21 protein-coding genes and 1 pseudogene are annotated in these 17,337 nt (G+C 40.7%); 5 read left to right on the top strand and 17 right to left on the bottom strand.

The genetic code is table 11. From position 1 onward, the window contains the following. Positions 1 to 262: integrase core domain-containing protein (locus H148_RS0112195; RefSeq protein WP_029035057.1), on the top strand; the 262-nt coding region annotated here is incomplete at its 5' end. Positions 263 to 594: 332 nt separating this feature from the next. On the opposite strand, the pseudogene arsB reads toward H148_RS0112195, so the two are convergent. From arsB to H148_RS0112215, 3 genes and pseudogenes are all read right to left on the bottom strand, one after another. Continuing rightward, a pseudogene (gene arsB, locus H148_RS17825) lies at positions 595 to 1,622 on the bottom strand (ACR3 family arsenite efflux transporter). Between the two features lie 29 nt (positions 1,623 to 1,651). Further along, positions 1,652 to 2,425 (bottom strand): metallophosphoesterase family protein, encoded by a 774-nt coding sequence (locus tag H148_RS0112210; RefSeq protein WP_029035058.1) that lies wholly within the window; start codon positions 2,423 to 2,425, stop codon positions 1,652 to 1,654. 17 nt (positions 2,426 to 2,442) lie between these two features. Continuing rightward, entirely contained in the window at positions 2,443 to 2,778 is a 336-nt protein-coding gene (locus tag H148_RS0112215; protein ID WP_029035059.1) for an ArsR/SmtB family transcription factor, read from the bottom strand. A 334-nt stretch (positions 2,779 to 3,112) separates the two neighbouring features. Here H148_RS0112215 and H148_RS0112220 point away from each other — a divergent pair, with 334 nt between their 5' ends. Continuing rightward, positions 3,113 to 3,490, top strand: a complete 378-nt coding sequence (locus H148_RS0112220) for a response regulator (RefSeq protein ID WP_029035060.1) — start codon at positions 3,113 to 3,115, stop codon at positions 3,488 to 3,490. On the opposite strand, the gene H148_RS0112225 is transcribed toward H148_RS0112220, so the two are convergent. The 4 genes from H148_RS0112225 to H148_RS0112240 all read right to left on the bottom strand — a co-directional run bounded on the left by H148_RS0112225 (position 3,487) and on the right by H148_RS0112240 (position 6,424). Further along, positions 3,487 to 4,347, bottom strand: coding sequence for a glycerophosphodiester phosphodiesterase family protein (locus H148_RS0112225; RefSeq protein WP_029035061.1), 861 nt, complete (start codon positions 4,345 to 4,347; stop codon positions 3,487 to 3,489). The two genes, H148_RS0112220 and H148_RS0112225, sit on opposite strands and share 4 nt — an antisense overlap. A gap of 208 nt (positions 4,348 to 4,555) precedes the next feature. Beyond that, positions 4,556 to 4,792 (bottom strand): hypothetical protein, encoded by a 237-nt coding sequence (locus H148_RS0112230; RefSeq protein WP_029035062.1) that lies wholly within the window; start codon positions 4,790 to 4,792, stop codon positions 4,556 to 4,558. Between the two features lie 71 nt (positions 4,793 to 4,863). Further along, the gene (locus H148_RS0112235) at positions 4,864 to 5,079 is read right to left on the bottom strand and encodes a hypothetical protein (RefSeq protein WP_029035063.1); all 216 of its coding nucleotides are present in this window, start codon (positions 5,077 to 5,079) and stop codon (positions 4,864 to 4,866) included. Positions 5,080 to 5,188: 109 nt separating this feature from the next. After that, positions 5,189 to 6,424: a 3-deoxy-D-manno-octulosonic acid transferase gene (locus H148_RS0112240; RefSeq protein ID WP_029035064.1), complete on the bottom strand. Its 1,236-nt coding sequence runs from the start codon at positions 6,422 to 6,424 to the stop codon at positions 5,189 to 5,191. 84 nt (positions 6,425 to 6,508) lie between these two features. Between H148_RS0112240 and H148_RS0112245 the strand changes: the two genes are divergently transcribed. Beyond that, complete coding sequence (locus H148_RS0112245; protein ID WP_029035065.1) at positions 6,509 to 7,642, top strand: DegT/DnrJ/EryC1/StrS family aminotransferase; 1,134 nt, start codon at positions 6,509 to 6,511, stop codon at positions 7,640 to 7,642. 6 nt (positions 7,643 to 7,648) lie between these two features. After that, positions 7,649 to 8,926 (top strand): metal-dependent hydrolase family protein, encoded by a 1,278-nt coding sequence (locus H148_RS0112250; RefSeq protein ID WP_029035066.1) that lies wholly within the window; start codon positions 7,649 to 7,651, stop codon positions 8,924 to 8,926. Positions 8,927 to 9,038: 112 nt separating this feature from the next. On the opposite strand, the gene fabD is transcribed toward H148_RS0112250, so the two are convergent. The 5 genes from fabD to H148_RS0112280 form a co-directional block, all read right to left on the bottom strand. Continuing rightward, on the bottom strand, positions 9,039 to 9,920 hold the full coding sequence (fabD, locus tag H148_RS0112260) for an ACP S-malonyltransferase (protein WP_029035067.1): 882 nt from the start codon (positions 9,918 to 9,920) through the stop codon (positions 9,039 to 9,041). Positions 9,921 to 10,110: 190 nt separating this feature from the next. Next, complete coding sequence (locus H148_RS0112265; protein ID WP_029035068.1) at positions 10,111 to 10,611, bottom strand: pyridoxamine 5'-phosphate oxidase family protein; 501 nt, start codon at positions 10,609 to 10,611, stop codon at positions 10,111 to 10,113. Between the two features lie 91 nt (positions 10,612 to 10,702). Beyond that, a complete protein-coding gene (locus H148_RS0112270) occupies positions 10,703 to 11,563 on the bottom strand; it encodes a fructosamine kinase family protein (RefSeq protein WP_029035069.1) in 861 nt (286 codons plus the stop codon). Next, a complete protein-coding gene (locus H148_RS0112275; protein WP_037325212.1) occupies positions 11,547 to 12,038 on the bottom strand; it encodes a dihydrofolate reductase in 492 nt (163 codons plus the stop codon). Before H148_RS0112275 ends, H148_RS0112270 begins: the two co-directional genes overlap by 17 nt. Positions 12,039 to 12,040: 2 nt before the next feature. After that, positions 12,041 to 12,490 (bottom strand): 2TM domain-containing protein, encoded by a 450-nt coding sequence (locus tag H148_RS0112280; protein ID WP_029035071.1) that lies wholly within the window; start codon positions 12,488 to 12,490, stop codon positions 12,041 to 12,043. A 64-nt stretch (positions 12,491 to 12,554) separates the two neighbouring features. Here H148_RS0112280 and H148_RS0112285 point away from each other — a divergent pair, with 64 nt between their 5' ends. Next, the gene (locus H148_RS0112285; protein ID WP_029035072.1) at positions 12,555 to 13,628 is read left to right on the top strand and encodes an aminotransferase class V-fold PLP-dependent enzyme; all 1,074 of its coding nucleotides are present in this window, start codon (positions 12,555 to 12,557) and stop codon (positions 13,626 to 13,628) included. Between the two features lie 140 nt (positions 13,629 to 13,768). Here the strand turns inward: H148_RS0112285 and asnA are convergent, their stop codons facing one another. From asnA to H148_RS0112310, 5 genes are all read right to left on the bottom strand, one after another. Next, the gene (gene asnA / locus H148_RS0112290; RefSeq protein WP_029035073.1) at positions 13,769 to 14,791 is read right to left on the bottom strand and encodes an aspartate--ammonia ligase; all 1,023 of its coding nucleotides are present in this window, start codon (positions 14,789 to 14,791) and stop codon (positions 13,769 to 13,771) included. Positions 14,792 to 15,122: 331 nt separating this feature from the next. After that, entirely contained in the window at positions 15,123 to 15,404 is a 282-nt protein-coding gene (locus H148_RS0112295) for a DUF427 domain-containing protein (protein ID WP_029035074.1), read from the bottom strand. Then, positions 15,401 to 16,375 (bottom strand): L-histidine N(alpha)-methyltransferase, encoded by a 975-nt coding sequence (gene egtD / locus H148_RS0112300; RefSeq protein ID WP_029035075.1) that lies wholly within the window; start codon positions 16,373 to 16,375, stop codon positions 15,401 to 15,403. Before egtD ends, H148_RS0112295 begins: the two co-directional genes overlap by 4 nt. Before the next feature lie 128 nt (positions 16,376 to 16,503). Next, on the bottom strand, positions 16,504 to 16,917 hold the full coding sequence (locus H148_RS0112305) for an energy transducer TonB (protein WP_029035076.1): 414 nt from the start codon (positions 16,915 to 16,917) through the stop codon (positions 16,504 to 16,506). A 19-nt stretch (positions 16,918 to 16,936) separates the two neighbouring features. Next, a complete protein-coding gene (locus H148_RS0112310; RefSeq protein WP_029035077.1) occupies positions 16,937 to 17,311 on the bottom strand; it encodes an energy transducer TonB in 375 nt (124 codons plus the stop codon). Positions 17,312 to 17,337: the final 26 nt, after the last annotated feature.

Genomic DNA, 17,337 nt, shown 5'->3' on the forward strand with positions numbered 1-17,337 from the left:
GCCAGGGAAACCCACACAGAATGCTTTTATTGAACGATTCAACGGCACCTATAGAAGAGGAGTTTTAAATAAATACATTTTTGAAGACTTGAATCAGGTAAGAGAACAAACTCAAATCTGGATGGATGATTATAATAATCAAAGACCACATGATGCATTAGGAAAAATGGCACCAATAGAATATGCTGAATTTAATTCTCTATTAGCGACTACAGATAAAACCAAAAACAATAATTTTATCCCATCAAGCAGTTCTAATTAGGGGAAGCTTACAGATCATGTTGAGGTTGAAGTTTATCCCGAAGTCCATGCACTATTTGCTACTCCCGACTCACTTAAAAAACTGGTAAGGCTGGTGGAGCCTAAAAATCATTTTCTGGGGAGTGATATAAAATCAAAAAATACTGAGGTGGTGGTAGAGGAGATCGTTGAGTTTTTGAGTGGAACACTGAATCTGGATCTTATTTTCAGAAGTAAATAATACTGTTGTTTGGGGGAGAGCCGGGATGGATCAACTTTTTGAACCGGAAGCAGGGAGTTATCATTTTATGAAAATTAACTCTCTACTCCTGACCGATCCACCGCCGGAGCATATCAATACCGCTTCCTGTTCGCATAATTCACCAGCGAAAGCATTACCGGTACTTCTACCAGAACTCCCACTACACAAACTAATGCCGCCGGACTATCCAGACCAAATAAACCAATAGCAACAGCAACAGATAATTCAAAGAAATTACTGGCACCAATCATGGCAGCCGGTGCGCATACCTGGTGCGATAACTTTAGCCTTTTACCTGCAAACCAGGTTGCGAAGAAGATAAAATAGGTCTGGATGATCAATGGCACCGCCATTAATACAATAATGAGCGGATTATTGGAATATTCTCCCCTTGAAAAGCAAAAAGTAATATGAGGGTCAGTAAAAGGGCGATAACACTTAGCGGTTTGAACTTTGGTAGAAAATCTGATTGGAACCAGTCCTTTCCGTGCTTTTTAACTAACAAATTGCTTGTCAGGATTCCTGCCACCAATGGAACCACTACGTAAATGAGGATACTAAGGATGAGTGTTTCATAAGGTACAACTACATCTGTTATTCCAAGCAATAGCCCTACAATAGGAACATAAGCGATCAGGATGATAAGGTCATTTACCGAAACCTGCATTAGTGTATAATTAGGATCCCCATCTGTAAGATAGGACCAGACAAATACCATTGCAGTGCAGGGTGCTGCTCCCAGTATTATTGCACCGGCGATATATTCCCCGGCAAGGGCGGGATCAATAAAGGCGGCAAAAATTTTAGTAAAGAAGATCCAGGCAAAAAAGGCCATGGTAAAAGGTTTGATTAACCAGTTCATAACCAGCGTCAGTACGATACCTTTTGGTCTTTTTCCAATTTTTTTGATACTGGTGAAGTCTATTTGCAACATCATTGGATAGATCATTAACCAGATAAGAATAGCAATGGGAATATTCACCTGGTAGATCTCCCAGGTGCTCATAACTTTCATTGCGTCTCCCGCGATGTAGCCAATAAAGACACCCCCTGCAATACAGAGAGCAACCCATAAACTCAGATATTTTTCAAAAAAGTCGATCTGTTTCTTGTTGGGCATGGCATGTGAAATTTGGAGGTAGTTGATTTTTAATATCCGTTCCGGAGATTTTCTGCGTATACATTCGGGAGCCGGCTGTCTTCTATGGCTTTTGCTGCTTTTTCAATGTCGTATTCAAATCTGACGAATTGTGGTTTTATGCTGTTTTTGTTAAGAACTGAAGTGTTTTCATTTATTTCAAGGATTACGTAGCAGCCGCGGTTATCATTGTCTTTAGGTTTTCCAACTGAACCCAAATTAATGGCGTGCCTAAAATGTGCTTTTCCTGAATTTCCTGAATTCAAGGTGCGGTGGTAAGGCTTATGTGTATGACCGAAACACATAATATCGGCGTTTGCGTCTTCCATGATTCGCAACAGACTTTTCTCTGCCCGGTCTTCAAAAAGATATTCGTTTATTTTACGTGGACTTCCATGCACCAACAGCAGATTCAGCTTTTCATCATTTAGCTGAAACTCCACCCGTATATGAGCGGGAAGATTTTTAAGATAATCCCGGTTCCTGTCTGAAATCAATTCATTGGTCAGGGAAATTGAAACTGCACCGTTGGCTTTTTCCTCATCGGTTTTATAGGCACAGCCACATTCGCCACTATTCCTGCCAATCCCATAATCATAATTTCCAGCGATTGTAGGAATTTGACGTTTCCTTATTTCTTCAGTTACTTCATTAGGCCAAATATTGTATCCTACCAGGTCTCCCAAACAATAAACGGAATCAATATTCCTTTTTTCTACATCTCTAAAGAAAGCTTCCAGCGCCGGAAGGTTAGCATGGATGTCACTGAATAACGCAATTTTCATGGGCAAAAACTATGGGTTCAGCAGCAATCCTTTGAAGTTGGATCCCTGTATTGATTAAAGATTTGATTAAATTTTTGCTGAATTTCGGTCCATCTCCTTGGATTTATACAGTAATTTACACTCGTTCCCTCTATTGTTCCCTGGATGATCCGAATATCCTTTAATTCGCGCAGGTGCTGACTAATGGTAGCTTGTGCCAGCCCCAGTTCATTCACCAGGTCGCCGTTGATACAGGTGTCAGATTTCAGAAGGAATTCAATTATTGCAATTCTTGCAGGATGGGCTAGGGCTTTTGCAGACAGTGCCAGTTCGTTCTGAGCTTCAGTAAAAAGATCGCTTTTAGTTACTCCCATAATTAGTATATTGGTAAAACGTATTCCGTTTCCATATCGTGATATTACGATAAATAAAAATTACCAGGAAAGAAAATGATCATTTTTGAGGAGAATCATTAAAAAAATTTCAGGAATTAAAAAATGTGTCATAAATGGTAAGAAAGCCAGTGGTTATTTTAAGTTGATTTACCGAAGGGATTAGCATCTGTCAATGCTTTTCTTTTGAAGAATTCGGAATTTCTTTTATATTATAAGAATATGAAAAAGTTAATTTTACCTCCTCCTCAACGTACCCACCCTTTCAGGAAAAGTGGCCACTTTGGTTGTGTTTCTGAGAAATAAAAAATGAAAAATGAGTAAAAAGAGGATTCTTATAGTTGATGATGATTCGGGAATTGGAGAAATGCTCAAAACCCTTCTCGAATTCTACGAATATGAGGTCACCGTTACCGAAAAACCGGAAAAAACTGAAAAGCTTATTATAGAAAAAAAGATAAATTTGGTGCTGCTGGATATGCTTATCTCGGGTGTTAATGGTACAGATGTTTGTGCCCGGATTAGATATAATCCGGAAACTGAAGATACTCCTGTCCTAATGATGTCAGCTTTACATGATGCCGGAACTAAATGCAGGGAAGCCGGGGCAAATGACTTTATAGCTAAACCTTTTGAGATGGACCAGTTAACAGAAAAGATCCAGGCTATTTTAATCCGGAATAATGAAAATTAATCTCTAGCATTTTTGTCGCAGCCTAAAATCCGTTCAGGATAATCGGTTATTATACCATCTACTCCTAAAGTGATCATCTCTCTTGTTCTGCTTTTGCTGTTCACCGTCCAGGGTATGACTTTAAGATCCTTTAACTGCATTTCATCTATTTGTTCTTTTTCTTTTATCTGTTTATAGTAAGGCGCAATGACGTCGGGGGTAAAATCGAGGTGACTTAGCCCCTCGTGCAAGGGAGTTTTGTAGAGGAGATATGAGGTTTTAATTTCCGGATATTCTTTCTTTAATGTATTGAGAAAATTGGCGTCAAAAGATTTGATGATCACTGATTCCTGCATTTCCTGCTTTCGAATGATTTCCATGATCAATTTTGCAAATTCCCGGGGATACGGCTGAAAGATTCCATAGTCCTGTGGTTTGGATTTTATCTCGAGATAATATTTTATTGGCGCCAGGTCTATATTTTTTCTGAAGTCTTCTGCTTTTTTGAAAATTTCGCTCAGGAGTGGTTTGTAAGAATCTATTATTTTCTGATCTCTGTACCGATGACTCTTTATTAGCCCTGTTTTATATTGTTTTATGGTTGCATACTCCATTTTATAAAGGTTGTGCTCCTTTTGTTTGGAAGGGCTTATTCTTTTTCCGTCAGGAGTGATCAGCGTTTTAGCTGCCATATATGGTTCGTGGGAAACAACAACTTTTTTATCGGCAGAAATAACAAGATCCATTTCCAGCCCATGAACACCCAGAGCCACGGCACTGAGAAAACCCTCAGTACAATTTTCGGGAAATTGAGAAACATGACCTCTGTGGCTAATTACCTCAAATGTGGGATTAGAAATGACATTTTTGACACTCATTTAGGAATTTTACTAGTAAAGGTCAGGAAATAACGGGTAGTGTTCGAAAAATAAGTATAAAAATACTATGAATCTCTTTTTTAATGGAAAAAGCCGTCCCTGGAGGGACGGCTTTAAAAGTCCTGCTGGCAGGCTCTTCCACGTCTTTCGATATTTTTAATGTAAGAATATGGGTTTCAAAACATTAAAAGCTAAACAATTTTAGCTATTAGTGTTCCATTTCCTGGTGTTCCATGTGGTCATCGGTTTCATGAATCTCTTCATGGATCTCATGTTCCACTTTCTCAGCACCTTTCTCTACTTCATCGGCAGCACGGCGGGTTCCGTCTTCAATATCTTCCCCAATTGCCTCCACCGCATCTTCGGTCTTTTCCTGTGTTGTTTCTCTACAGGAGTAGGTGGCGAGGGTAAGTGCTGTAATAATAAATAAGAATATTTTTTTCATAATATTACTTTTAAAGTTAAAAAGCCATAAGAGAACTTATGGCTTTAGATTCTGTAAGAAAGAAGGAATTATTAAATCTCCTCATCCTCGTTAACTTCCTCTTCATATTCTTCCTCTATCTCATTTCCTGTTTCCTCAAGACCAGACTCTATGTCTTCTCCTGTTTCTTCAAGATCATTCCCTACTTCTTCGAAGTCATTTTCAATATTTTCCTCCGTAGTCTCTCTACAAGAGTAGATCGACAGTGTAAAGGAAGCTACCAGTAATCCTAAAAATAATTTTTTCATGTTAGTATGTTTAATTAGTTGAAACAAATTTAAACTATTTTTTTTTATATATGCAAAAGCAGTAATTGAATAATATGCTGCTTCAGGTCTTATTAAAAGGTTGTTATTGTTAATCTTTTAAGAGATATTCTATAATAATTTTGGTTGCTCCTGTATTTTTATGAATATAAGCCACTGCATTCAATCCTGTCCTCTCCCGTAGATCCTTATCTTCAACCAGCGTAGTGAGAATAGCATAGGCTTCAGTTTCGTCCCGAACAGAAATTAACCCTCCGGCTTCTTTTAATTCTCCTGCTTCAGGAAACTTTGAATGGTTTTTGCCAATAACCACCGGAACTCCAAAAGCGGCAGGTTCTAAAATATTGTGCAGCCCTGTTTCTCCTGCGGCGCCTCCAACGTAGGCAACATCGGCATAGCTGTAGATTTTCGTAAGCAGCCCTACGTTATCAACTATAAGCACTCCGTGATCCTTAAACCGCTCATTATCTTTTTCTGAATATAACACTGTACTTACACGAAGTTTTTTACGGAAAGCCTCAATTTTTTCTTTTTTAATCGCATGCGGAGCAATAATGAATTTCACTCCCGCACTGTTCTTGTCAATAAATTCTATCAATAACTCTTCGTCTTCCGGCCAGGTACTTCCCGCAACTATACAAAGATCATCTCCTAAAAATGTTTCAACAAAGTTTAGATGGTTATCCTGTTCCAGTTGAGCACTTACACGGTCAAATCTTGTATCGCCGCTTTTCACAATATTCTCAAATCCCAATTCATGTAAAAGCTTAACGGACTTTTCATTCTGAAGAAAAAAATATTCGAACGCTTCCAGATATTTTCGCATCCATTTTCCATAGCGCTGGAAAAATACCTGGTCCTTCCTGAAGGCTCCCGAAATAAGCAGAGTTCTTATTTCTCTCTTCTTTAGCTCCTTTAAAAAGTTAGGCCAAAATTCATATTTCACGAAAAGTACCCAGTCCGGATGCACCATATCCAGAAATCTGCCGGCATTTGATTCTGTATCCAAAGGTAGATAAGTAACGATATCTGCTACCGAAGTATTTTTTTTTACTTCATACCCTGAAGGGGAGAAGAAGCTGAGTACGATCTTATGCTCAGGGAAAAATTCCTTTACCTTAAGGATCACCGGCACTGCCTGTTCATATTCGCCTAAAGAAGCTGCGTGAAACCAGATAGTTTTGTCTGTAGGGGTAATTTCAGCTGCCAGTTGATCAAAAAGTTTTTTTCTTCCTTCTCTAAAAAGTTTAAGTTTTTCATTAAACCTTCCGGCAAGCGGCAGAAGCTTTTCAGTAGAGTTTACGGCAAAATTGTAGAGGAAGTGCAAGGCAGGTATTTTGAAAGCTAAATTAACAAAATCCCATTGAGAAAAGTGGCATTCTTCGTATTTTCGTAAGCCTAATTTAATGACATGAAGAAACTACAAATGGTTGACCTTAAAGGTCAGTATAAAAAGATAAAAGATACCGTAAATAATTCTGTTTTAGAAGTTCTTGACACCACTGCTTTTATAAATGGCCCCGAAGTTCATGCTTTCCAAAAAGAACTGGAAGAATATCTTAATGTAAAACATGTAATTCCCTGCGCTAACGGTACAGACGCATTGCAAATAGCCATGATGGGTCTGGGATTAAAACCAGGGGACGAAGTGATCACAGCCGATTTTACCTTTGCCGCAACCGTAGAGGTAATTGCGCTTTTACAGTTAACTCCTGTTCTTGTAGATGTAGAACCAGATACTTTTAACATTGATCCCGAAGCTATAAAAAAAGCAATTACCCCTAAAACAAAAGCCATAGTGCCGGTCCACCTGTTCGGGCAACCGGCAAACATGGATGCTATTATGGAGATCGCCCGGGAACATGACCTTTATGTAATAGAAGATAATGCCCAGGCAATAGGTTCTAATTACCATTTTAAGGACGGAACTACTAAAAAAGCCGGTGCCATAGGCCAGGTGGCATCCACTTCCTTTTTTCCTTCAAAGAACCTGGGTTGTTATGGAGATGGAGGTGCTATTTTTACCAATGATGATAACCTGGCACATACCATTAGAGGGATTGTAAATCACGGGATGTATGAACGATATCATCACGATGTGGTGGGGGTGAACTCCAGGCTTGACAGTTTACAGGCAGCAGTACTGCGGGCAAAACTTCCAAATCTTGATACATACAACAAAGCCAGGCAGGAGGCCGCCAAAAAATATACCGCTGCCCTCAAAGGGGTAGAGGGAATTACAGTTCCATATACCGAAGGAGAAAATGATACTCATGTCTACCATCAATATACTATTAAAATAGCCGATGGTAAAAGAGATGCTCTTGCAGCTCACCTGTCAAAAAAGGGAATTCCCTACGGGATTTATTACCCAATCCCGCTTCACAATCAAAAAGCATACAAAGATGAACGATACAAAGAAGCCGATTTTCCTGTGACCAACAGGTTAGTGGAGGAAGTGATCTCGCTTCCTATGCACACCGAACTGGATGATGAACAAATTTCCTATATTACCGGTTCTATTACTGAATTTTTAAAACAATAGTTCCTTATGAAACATCTTTTTTTGGCCTGCAGCCTGCTTTTTACATTTGTAGCTGCTGCACAGGATACTTACATCCACAGCGGAAAAATTCTCGATACTAAAACCGGAAAGATCCTCACCAATAAGACTATTATAGTCTCCGAAAATAAGATCCAGGAGATCAGGGATGGATTTGTGCAACCTGCAAGACCTTCCGATAGTTTGATCGATCTTAAAGAAATGTTCCTGCTTCCGGGTTTAACCGATATGCACGTACACCTGGAGAGCGAAACTAATCCTTCAAAATACCTGGAGCGATTCACCAATGAGCCGGCAGATGATGCATTTAACTCTGTAGGCTTTGCTGAAACCACGCTGCTGGCAGGTTTTACAACTGTTCGTGATCTTGGTGGCACCGGAGTAAATATTTCCCTGCGCGATGCCATTAATAAAGGAAAAGTAAAAGGGCCACGAATCTTCACTTCCGGAAAATCCCTTGCCACTACCGGAGGTCACGCCGATCCTTCCAATGGAATGAACCGCCTGCTGGCAGGAGATCCGGGCCCAAGGGAAGGAGTGGTGAACAGCGCCGAAGATGCACGTAAAGCAGTTAGATACCGATATAAAAACGGAGCCGATCTTATCAAGATCACAGCCACCGGCGGAGTATTAAGTGTAGCGAAAAGCAGCTCAAACCCTCAATTTACGGTTGAGGAGATCAAAGCCATTGTAGATATTGCAGAAGATTACGACTACCACGTGGCAGCTCATGCCCATGGTGATGAAGGTATGCAGCGGGCTATTATGGGCGGGGTGACTACAATTGAACACGGCACTCTAATAAGCGACGCAACAATGGAGTTAATGAAGCAACATGGGACTTATTTAGTCCCAACCATTACTGCGGGGAAAGAAGTTACCGAAAAAGCGGAAATAGAAAATTATTATCCCGAACTGGTAGTGCCAAAAGCCCGGGAAATAGGTCCACAGTTACAGACCACTTTTGGTAAGGCTTATAAAAAAGGAGTAAAGATCGCGTTTGGAACAGACGCCGGAGTCTTTGAACATGGTAAGAATGCCAAAGAATTTGGTTATATGGTAGAGGCTGGGATGCCTGCCATAGAAGCTATACAATCGGCAACCATAGTTCCTGCGCAGATTTTCAAGATGGAAAACGAACTGGGTCAGATAGCACCTGGTTTCCTTGCCGATATCATCGCAGTACAGGAAGATCCCACAATTAACATCAACATTCTGGAAGATGTGCAGTTTGTGATGAAGGATGGGAAGATTTATAAAGATTAGTTTTTTCCCTGCTCTACAAAAAAGCCGGCAGTTTCTACACTTCCGGCTTTCTTATTTAAGAACCAGTCTTGTTTCTTTGTTCTTGGCTCTTGCAGCAAAAGCGAAGCGGTCCTTACACTTCGGCCGATCTTACCTCGACATTTCTGTCGATTTTCTTAACCAGTCCCTGTAAAACTCTTCCGGGACCTACTTCAATAAATTCGGTAGCTCCATCCTTGATCATGTTTTGTACACTCTGGGTCCATTTCACGGGTGCGGTCAACTGGAAGATCAGGTTTTTCTTTATTTCTGCAGGATCTGTTACTGCAAAAGTGGAAACATTTTGGTAGACAGGACAAACAGGTTTATTAAATTCTGTTTCTTCTATAGCTGCTGCAAGCTCTTCTCTGGCAGGTTCCATAAGGGGAGAGTGAAAAGCCCCTCCTACCGGCAGGATCATAGCTCTCTTTGCACCTCTTTCTTTTAATTCTTCACAGGTTTTTTCTACAGCTAGAAGTTCACCTGAGATAACCAATTGTCCCGGGCAGTTATAGTTAGCAGCGACAACTGTGCCTTTAACATCGGCACAAATTGCTTCAACTAAATGATCTTCAAGTCCCATTACTGCCGCCATAGTTGATTCTTCCAGTTCACAAGCCTTTTGCATGGCTCGGGCTCTCTTGGAAACCAGTGTTAATGCATCTTCGAACTTTAAAGTGCCGTTGGCAACAAGTGCCGAAAATTCCCCAAGGGAGTGGCCGGCAACCATATCAGGTTTAAAAGAATCTCCCAAAACTTTGGTGAGAATGACCGAATGAAGAAATACAGCCGGTTGAGTCACTTTGGTTTGCTTTAAATCTTCATCTGTTCCTTCAAACATTACCCTGGTAATAGAAAAACCTAAGATATCATTGGCTTTTTCAAATAATTCTTTGGCAAGGGAGGATTTCTCATAGAGGTCCTGACCCATTCCTTTAAATTGGGCTCCCTGCCCCGGAAAAATATATGCTTTCATGACTTTGGTGATTAGTCTGCAAAATTAACAAAATAAAAAAGAGGCTGTCTATTAAGGCCTCTTTCTTTACGTCACCCTGAACTTGTTTCAGGTTATTATTAGGTCTAAAAATAAAATTAATAAGATTCTGAAATAAATTCAGAATGACGGTCTGGAACTTTTAGACAGCCACTCATAAGAGGAATGAATATTAAAGATTCAATTTTCCTTTTTCCCCAACATCCTGTTGGTTTCCGGTTAAAGCTCCAACACCCATTTTTAGGAGGGTGACATATTTATTGGTTTTACTATCCCAAAAATAAGCTTCTACAGGTTTGACTTTAATTGCTGTGAGATTTGGATCGTCTACGCCATCAAACCAATTGTCGGTAGTGGCACTGTATAGATCTTTCAAAATGGTTTTGTCCTTTGTGATCTCTGCATTTCCATAGAGGGTGATAAATTCGTTATCATCCGGGTCACTGTACAGGAGATGCACCTGCTCATTGATTTGTAGATTTTTATTGTGTTCACTGTTTCCCGCACTTACAAACCAGATATTTCCATTTTCATCAATTTTTTTAGTTCTCATGGGAATAGCATTAATCGGCTTTTTTTCCAGTCCGGTAACCATCATGGCTACTTTTATGTCATCTACCAATTCCCTTAGTTTTTCCCAGGATTCTTCTTTATTTAGGTTTTCTGTACTCATATCATTTTTTAATTTAACTACTTAAATATAAAATAATTAGTACCCGATGTCCACTAAAGAACTCCTAAAACTACCGTGAAGCTTGTTAAGATTATGAAAACCGTCCGATAATGTTCTTCACCTGCGGAAGGTAACTGCTGCCAAAAATATTGAGGTGCACAAGAAGATAGTAGAGTTGCCACAGTGGAATTCGCTCTTCCCATCCCTGCTGAAGTGGAAAATGTTCATCATAAACCTGAAATACTTCTGAAGGAAAACCGCCAAAAAGCTTCATCATAGCCATATCCATTTCCCTTGGCCCATAACAAACTGCAGGATCTATTAAGCGGGGTAGACCTTCCTCATTTGTGATGTAATTGCCGCTCCAGAGATCCCCGTGCAGCAGGGCAGGAGCTTCCTGCGGAATTTCTTCTGAAATATTCCTGTAAAAACCCGAAAGATCTCCCAGAGAAAACCCTCTTTCTGAAGCCATCTTCACCTGCGGCTCCAACCGCTGACTTATATAAAAGTCGGCGGCCGATTTACGTAGCTCGTTGTACTGTGGAAGGCTACCAATGTAATTCGATTCCGGAAATCCAAATTCGTCTGTTGATTTCTTATGAAGTTGGGAAAGCTGCTCCCCAAATATCTTCCAAAAATGCTCTTTTTGAGCCTCTTCTTTTTTGTGCTCCAGCAGGAGGTAAGCTTTATCTTCTACTTCTCCGAGTCCAAGAACAGCCGGGATATCAAATGCATTCGCCTGCTTCAGGGTTTCCAAGCCCTGTTTTTCGGCAGCGAACATACCGGGAAATTTTCCGGCAGAATTTATCTTTACAACCCTTTCTCCTTCCGAAGTATTTAAAAGATAAACCTGATTTATACTGCCTCCGGCTAGTGAGTTTATTTTTTGCACTTCAAAGCCGTGGCTGTTTGCCATTGCATGTATGACCTGTTGATCATTCGGTACGCTCATAAGTTAAGTATGTAAAAGCATAATTGTGGCGATCATCTTTAGGGTGCATTTCTGAAGCTATAAGTTTCCACTTTTTCTCATCTATTTCCGGAAAAAAGGTATCTGCTTCAAAAGTCCCGTGAACCCGGGTGAGCTCAATGCTGTCGGCCTTTTCCATTGAAAGATCATAGATCTCACCGCCTCCAATGACATAGGGCTGTGGATCTTCCTTGGCTACTTCCAGTGCTTTTTCCATGGAGTTGACGACAATGGTTCCTTTAGGATTGTAATCTTCCTTTCGGGTAATGATAACGTGGGTGCGATTGGGCAGCAATTGCGGAAAGGTTTCAAATGTTTTGCGCCCCATGATGATATAATGGCCGGTGGTAAGTTTTTTGAACCTCTTGAAATCGTCGGGAAGGTGCCACACCAGGTCCTTGTCTTTCCCTAGTTCATTGTTCTCTCCGGCAGCTGCTATCAAAGTAACTTTTCCCATTTCTAAGTATTTATTGGTGCATCGGGATCAATAGGTTTTCGGGCAGTGGGAGGGATGTACGGCTCATCTTTTTTAGGCAAAGGATGATCCTTCTCTACTTTCTTTTGAAGTTCTGCTATTTTTCTTTGTTGCTTGGCGACCAGCCTTTCGATCTGCTCGTTTTCCCAGTCCTTTCCGAAGAATTTATTGGTGACAAAAAAATTGAAAACGTGAATGAGCAGGAGCAAAGCCCAGAAGATGATCGCCCATACAAACCAGTCTATTCCGAAGGGGTTGATATCCCGACCTATCTCGAAGATTACATTTAGCAGGATCAAAACCACCGAACCCAGCAGGAAGACGATGAAATGTTGATATAATCTTCTCTTTTGCCTCGCCCGCATCTGCGCTCTTTCAATAAGCATGCGCTGCTCAGGATCAATTTTTGAAGAACTATTTTTTTCCAGGCCCATATTTAGATGTAATTTAGAGAGTATTCTCAAATTTATTGATTTTAGTGCGGAATCTTCCATGTCTATGAAGAATTTTAAGAAACAGTTTCCTCTTTTAGAACAGTACACCTACCTCGATACTGCTGCTTCTGGTCTTTTATCTGAAACTTTGCTGGAATTTCGGCAGGACCATGATCTGGACTTTTTAATTGGCGGAAGTATTTTTAGGGAGAAGCGTGATTCCCTGTTTCTCAAGGTGCGTAAGTCAGTGGGAGACTTGTTTGGCTGCGCTCCCAATCTGGTAGCGCTCACTCCAAATTTCTCTTACGGGTTTAACTTACTCATGGAAGCAATTGACCGTAGCAAAAAGGTGCTGTTGCTTCAGAATGATTATCCGTCGGTCAATTGGGCTGTGGAGTCCCGCGGCTTCAAAGTATGTTATGCTGAAATAGATGAAAATCTTGAGAACAATATTGCTGAAGCCGTTTCCCGTGAAAACCCTGATTTTTTTGTTTTTAGCCTGGTACAGTACATCAACGGAATTAAAATAGATCCCGGTTTCCTCCTGAAGCTGAAACAACAAAATCCCGATCTTCTCCTTTTTGCCGATGGCACCCAGTACTGCGGTACCGAAAAGTTTGATTTTGAAGCCTCGGCTCTTGATGTGCTTGGCGCAAGTGCCTATAAATGGCTAAACGCCGGTTATGGCAATGGATTTTTTCTTTTTAAGGAACACATGCAGGAAAAGATTGCTCCTGCCGGTTTAGAACTAAAGGAACTGCAGGGGAAGAATAAACCCCACAAGGGCAGCTTTATCGGGAAATTTGAACCCGGTCACCTGGACACCCTAAATTTCGGAAGTTTAAAAACAGCTATAGACCTAATTAAACAGATAGGGATTGAGCAGATAGAAGACAGGATCAGGGAACTTACTTTTTTGGCCAGAGCAAAGCTCAGCGAAAAAGGACTTCTGGAGCCTGCGGCGGTGAAGAGAGAATTACATTCTTCGATCTTCAACATCAAAGGAGATGAAAAGTTGTTTCAGAAGCTACGGAGTAATAAGATCATTTGTTCGCAAAGAGGAGAGGGAATAAGAGTCAGTTTTCACTACTTTAATTCCGAAGAAGATCTCGAAAATCTGCTTAGGCAATTGAAATAAAATGCTGTCTTAAAAATCATTAGATCGTCATACTGAATTTATTTCAGAATCCTCAAAATTGAAGATATGATTTACTCAAAACCTGAAACAAGTTCAGGTTGACGTAAAGTAGTTTTTAAGACAGCAATTTTTTAATACTATTAAAGAAGATGAATTCCTCTTTCGGAAAGACCTGTCTTCATTTCCTCTGGCCAAATGCTTACCTGTACTTCCCCTATGTGCTGCTTCTGGAGGAGGAACATGCACAATCTTGACTGGCCAATTCCCCCGCCAATGGTTTGCGGCAGCTTTTCTTCCAGTAGTTGACTATGATAATATAATTTTTTGCGGTCGTCGGCCTTTCTTTCCTTCAATTGAAGTTCCAGGGTACCTTTGTCCACCCGGATGCCCATGGAAGAAAGTTCAAAAGCTCTTTCCAGTACTGAATTCCAGACGAGAATATCTCCGTTAAGGCCTTTTGTGGTAGCCGAGGTGGGGGTGCTCCAGTCATCATAATCTGGCGCACGGCCGTCATGAGGTTCTCCGCTTCCAAGTAATCCGCCTATTCCAATTAGGAAAACTGCGCCAAATTCTTTGGCTACTACATCCTCCCGCTGTTTAGCTGTAAGATGTGGATACTTCTTTTGAAGATCTTCGGCGTGTATAAAGGTAATTTCTTCGGGTAGTTCCGGGGTAATCAATTGATATTTTGTGGCAACGGCGGCTTGTGTGGCCAGGATGGAATCATATATTTTGCTCACCTGTTCCTTAAGGAAATCGAGGTGTCGGTCTTCGGGTAACATGACTTTCTCCCAGTCCCACTGGTCTACCGAGATGGAATGCAAAGGTCCCAGGTCTTCATCGGGTCGCAGGGCCTTCATATCTGTAACTATCCCGGTTCCCGGCTCCAGTTCATACTCCTTGAGTCGAAGGCGTTTCCACTTTGCGAGAGACTGAACTACTTCTGCTCTTTGCTCCTGCATGGCTTTAACGGGAAAACCTACAGGTCGTTCAATTCCGTTGAGATCATCGTTGATCCCGGTACCGTGAAGTACGACCGTGGGAGCACAAATTCGCACCAGAGATAATCGGGCTTTCAATTGTTTTTCAAATTCAGATTTTACAAAGTCAACTGCTTCTTCAGTTTCCAGTTTTTGTGATAGTTGTTGTAATGTACTTTTCATTATTTCTTGTTTTAGTTGTTTTTAAAAAATTAAAAAGCCCGCCCCGGGAAGGAGACAGGCTTTAAAGCACAGAGATCCTCTCCCCCGGGTGGCGGACTGTTATTATTGATATTATTTATTTGAGGTCGTTTCATATTTGAGCAAAAAAAAAGCCTTTCCAGTGGCGGAAAGGCTTTTATATATTGTTGGTGGTTTAAATTACACAATAATAGCTTTCCGCAATCTGATTTTATTCAGATTGTAGTTGAAATTATTATTATTGTTATTGAAAATCACCTGTTTGTTTCTTTTGGTTCCTGTAAACTTAATTCTTTTTTCTGAACCTCCAAATTTATTTTTCGATCTTAACTCCTTTCCAGAAGGCTACATGGTTTTTAATATTTGAAGCTTCAGGTTTTGGATGTGGGTAAAACCAGGCTGCATCGGGATTTTTTTCGTCTCCTGCTTTCAGGTGAAAGTAGGAGGCTTTTCCTTTCCAGGGGCAGACTGTATGAGTGTCGCTTAGGTGAAAGAATTCAGAATTAATTGAATCTGGAGGGAAATAGTGATTGTTTTCCACTTCAATTGTATTTTCACTCTCTGCTATGATGGTGTCGTTCCAAATTGCTTTCATGATCCTGTTCTTTTAAAAAGATAATTTTTAAAGCAGCTTTCCTTGTCTGTCCAACTACCTGTGATTTCTAGTCCTGCTTCTTCTGCCAGCCAGGCTATTGAGGTATCATCATATTTTTGAGATACTTCGGTATGTATAGTTTCCCACTTCTGGAAATGCACTTCGAGATCAAGAGAGTTTATTTGGACTGTTTGTTCTTTGGTGCTCACCAGGTAACTCTTAGCCACTCCGGTTTCAGGATTATAAAGCGGCCAGTGCATAAAGGTATCCGGTTCAAAATCGGCATCCAGTTCGCGGTTCATCCTTACCAAAAGATTCTTATTAAAGGCCTCTGTAACTCCGGCACTGTCGTTGTAGGCATCGAGGATTACCCGGGGTTCTTTTTTTTGATCCACACCCATGAAAAATAAATCTTTTTCGTCCATGGACGATGAAATCTTTCTTAAGAAAACTACGGCTTCCTGAGGTGTAAGATTACCGATATTAGATCCCAGAAATAAAATAATCTTTTTCCTGTCCCGGTAATCGGCAAGGCGGGAAAGTACTTCGCCATAAGTTCCCTGCTGGGGTTCTACCTCCACTGCCGGAATTTCCTGTTGCAGACTAGCACTTAGCTGCTCCAGTACATTTTTGCTGATATCAACAGGTAAATATTTATAGTCAAAGTTCTTTTCCTCAAAATGCCTTAGCAGAACCTTAGTTTTTTTTCCATCCCCTGCACCCAGTTCGATGAGATCAAAACCCTCCATAGAAGCAAAGGCATCTCCAATTTCCTCCCGGTGCCGCAAAAGGATCTGGTATTCTTTACCTGTAAGGTAATATTCGGGCAATTCCATGATCTGCTGGAAAAGCTCATCTCCTCTCTCGTCATAAAAAAACTTTGAGCTTATCTTTTTAGGATAAGAGGTAAGGCCTTTAAAGATCTCTTCGGCAAATTGGGTTTTAAAATCGGGAGGTTTGGTGTTGTTCATAGTGAAGTAAAAATTTCCGCACGTTCCATTCTTTAAAATAAAAAAAGGAAACCCACGGGTTTCCTTCAAATTTAAACTTTTAAAAATCCTTTTTAGTTAAAGCTATACTAACAAGTAACCAGCTGTTTTTAGAAAGTAAAGGGCACTTTATAACTGACTGCCGAAGGTTTGCCGGCCAATTGCCCGGGAGTCATTGTTGGAATAGAAAGTATAATTTTCCTGGCTTCCTCATTCAGCTCCTTTTTAGGTCCTTCTACTTTAGTGATTACCGCTTTCCCTTCTTCGTTGATCACGAAAGAAACTACTGCTTTGCCCCGAATGAAGTTGCCTCCTGCATCTTTCGGAAATTTGTAATTCTCCTGTAGATGTTGGGTAAGCTTCTGTTTAAAGCAGTCCTTAGAAGCCCCTGAAAAATCTTCACATCCCGGCCATACCGGCGGGATCTGTTTGGTAGTGACGGTATTCTTGGAAATGCTTACCCCTTCCTGAGCAAAGGCTGTTGTTGCCGTAAATAAAAACAAACCAAATAATAATTTTTTCATGATCTGGGGTTATGTTTGTTTAAAAACGGTAGGTCGAGGTAAAGTTACGATTATCCGGTTCCCCGTTAAGAGTTCCGGGCTTCATATCGGGAATCTTATTAAGCATCTCTCTTGCGGCTTCATTTACCAGTGGTTCAGATCCTTCAATAGATTTAACTACAACTTCTCCATCTTTATTGATATCAAAGGATACTTTTACCTGCCCCCGTATATATTCGTTGCCTTCCATTGGGTATTTGTAATGCTTCTTTACATGGGCATTTAGTTTTTCGTTAAAACATTCAGATTTGTCTTCGCTGTCTTCACAGCCCGGCCAAACAGGTGAAGTTTGCTGCGCGTGGGAAGCTGCTATTCCGCCGAAAAGAAAACATGTGATAACTAAGAACTTCTTCATAATACTTGAAAATTTTAAATGATTAG

The organism is Salinimicrobium terrae DSM 17865 (assembly GCF_000424665.1).
Classification (GTDB): domain Bacteria; phylum Bacteroidota; class Bacteroidia; order Flavobacteriales; family Flavobacteriaceae; genus Salinimicrobium; species Salinimicrobium terrae.

Bases quoted from the DNA above. Each gene is read 5' to 3' on its own strand.
- H148_RS0112215 (WP_029035059.1), bottom strand. From the start codon at position 2,778: ATGGGAGTAACTAAAAGCGATCTTTTTACTGAAGCTCAGAACGAACTG.
- H148_RS0112285 (WP_029035072.1), top strand. From the start codon at position 12,555: ATGAAGAATTTTAAGAAACAGTTTCCTCTTTTAGAACAGTACACCTAC.
- H148_RS0112270 (WP_029035069.1), bottom strand. From the start codon at position 11,563: ATGAGCGTACCGAATGATCAACAGGTCATACATGCAATGGCAAACAGC.
- H148_RS0112225 (WP_029035061.1), bottom strand. From the start codon at position 4,347: ATGAGTGTCAAAAATGTCATTTCTAATCCCACATTTGAGGTAATTAGC.
- fabD (WP_029035067.1), bottom strand. From the start codon at position 9,920: ATGAAAGCATATATTTTTCCGGGGCAGGGAGCCCAATTTAAAGGAATG.
- H148_RS0112245 (WP_029035065.1), top strand. From the start codon at position 6,509: ATGAAGAAACTACAAATGGTTGACCTTAAAGGTCAGTATAAAAAGATA.
- H148_RS0112305 (WP_029035076.1), bottom strand. From the start codon at position 16,917: ATGAAAAAATTATTATTTGGTTTGTTTTTATTTACGGCAACAACAGCC.
- H148_RS0112220 (WP_029035060.1), top strand. From the start codon at position 3,113: ATGAGTAAAAAGAGGATTCTTATAGTTGATGATGATTCGGGAATTGGA.
- H148_RS0112280 (WP_029035071.1), bottom strand. From the start codon at position 12,490: ATGGGCCTGGAAAAAAATAGTTCTTCAAAAATTGATCCTGAGCAGCGC.
- H148_RS0112310 (WP_029035077.1), bottom strand. From the start codon at position 17,311: ATGAAGAAGTTCTTAGTTATCACATGTTTTCTTTTCGGCGGAATAGCA.
- H148_RS0112230 (WP_029035062.1), bottom strand. From the start codon at position 4,792: ATGAAAAAAATATTCTTATTTATTATTACAGCACTTACCCTCGCCACC.
- H148_RS0112210 (WP_029035058.1), bottom strand. From the start codon at position 2,425: ATGAAAATTGCGTTATTCAGTGACATCCATGCTAACCTTCCGGCGCTG.
- H148_RS0112275 (WP_037325212.1), bottom strand. From the start codon at position 12,038: ATGGGAAAAGTTACTTTGATAGCAGCTGCCGGAGAGAACAATGAACTA.
- egtD (WP_029035075.1), bottom strand. From the start codon at position 16,375: ATGAACAACACCAAACCTCCCGATTTTAAAACCCAATTTGCCGAAGAG.
- H148_RS0112265 (WP_029035068.1), bottom strand. From the start codon at position 10,611: ATGAGTACAGAAAACCTAAATAAAGAAGAATCCTGGGAAAAACTAAGG.
- H148_RS0112250 (WP_029035066.1), top strand. From the start codon at position 7,649: ATGAAACATCTTTTTTTGGCCTGCAGCCTGCTTTTTACATTTGTAGCT.
- asnA (WP_029035073.1), bottom strand. From the start codon at position 14,791: ATGAAAAGTACATTACAACAACTATCACAAAAACTGGAAACTGAAGAA.
- H148_RS0112295 (WP_029035074.1), bottom strand. From the start codon at position 15,404: ATGAAAGCAATTTGGAACGACACCATCATAGCAGAGAGTGAAAATACA.
- H148_RS0112235 (WP_029035063.1), bottom strand. From the start codon at position 5,079: ATGAAAAAATTATTTTTAGGATTACTGGTAGCTTCCTTTACACTGTCG.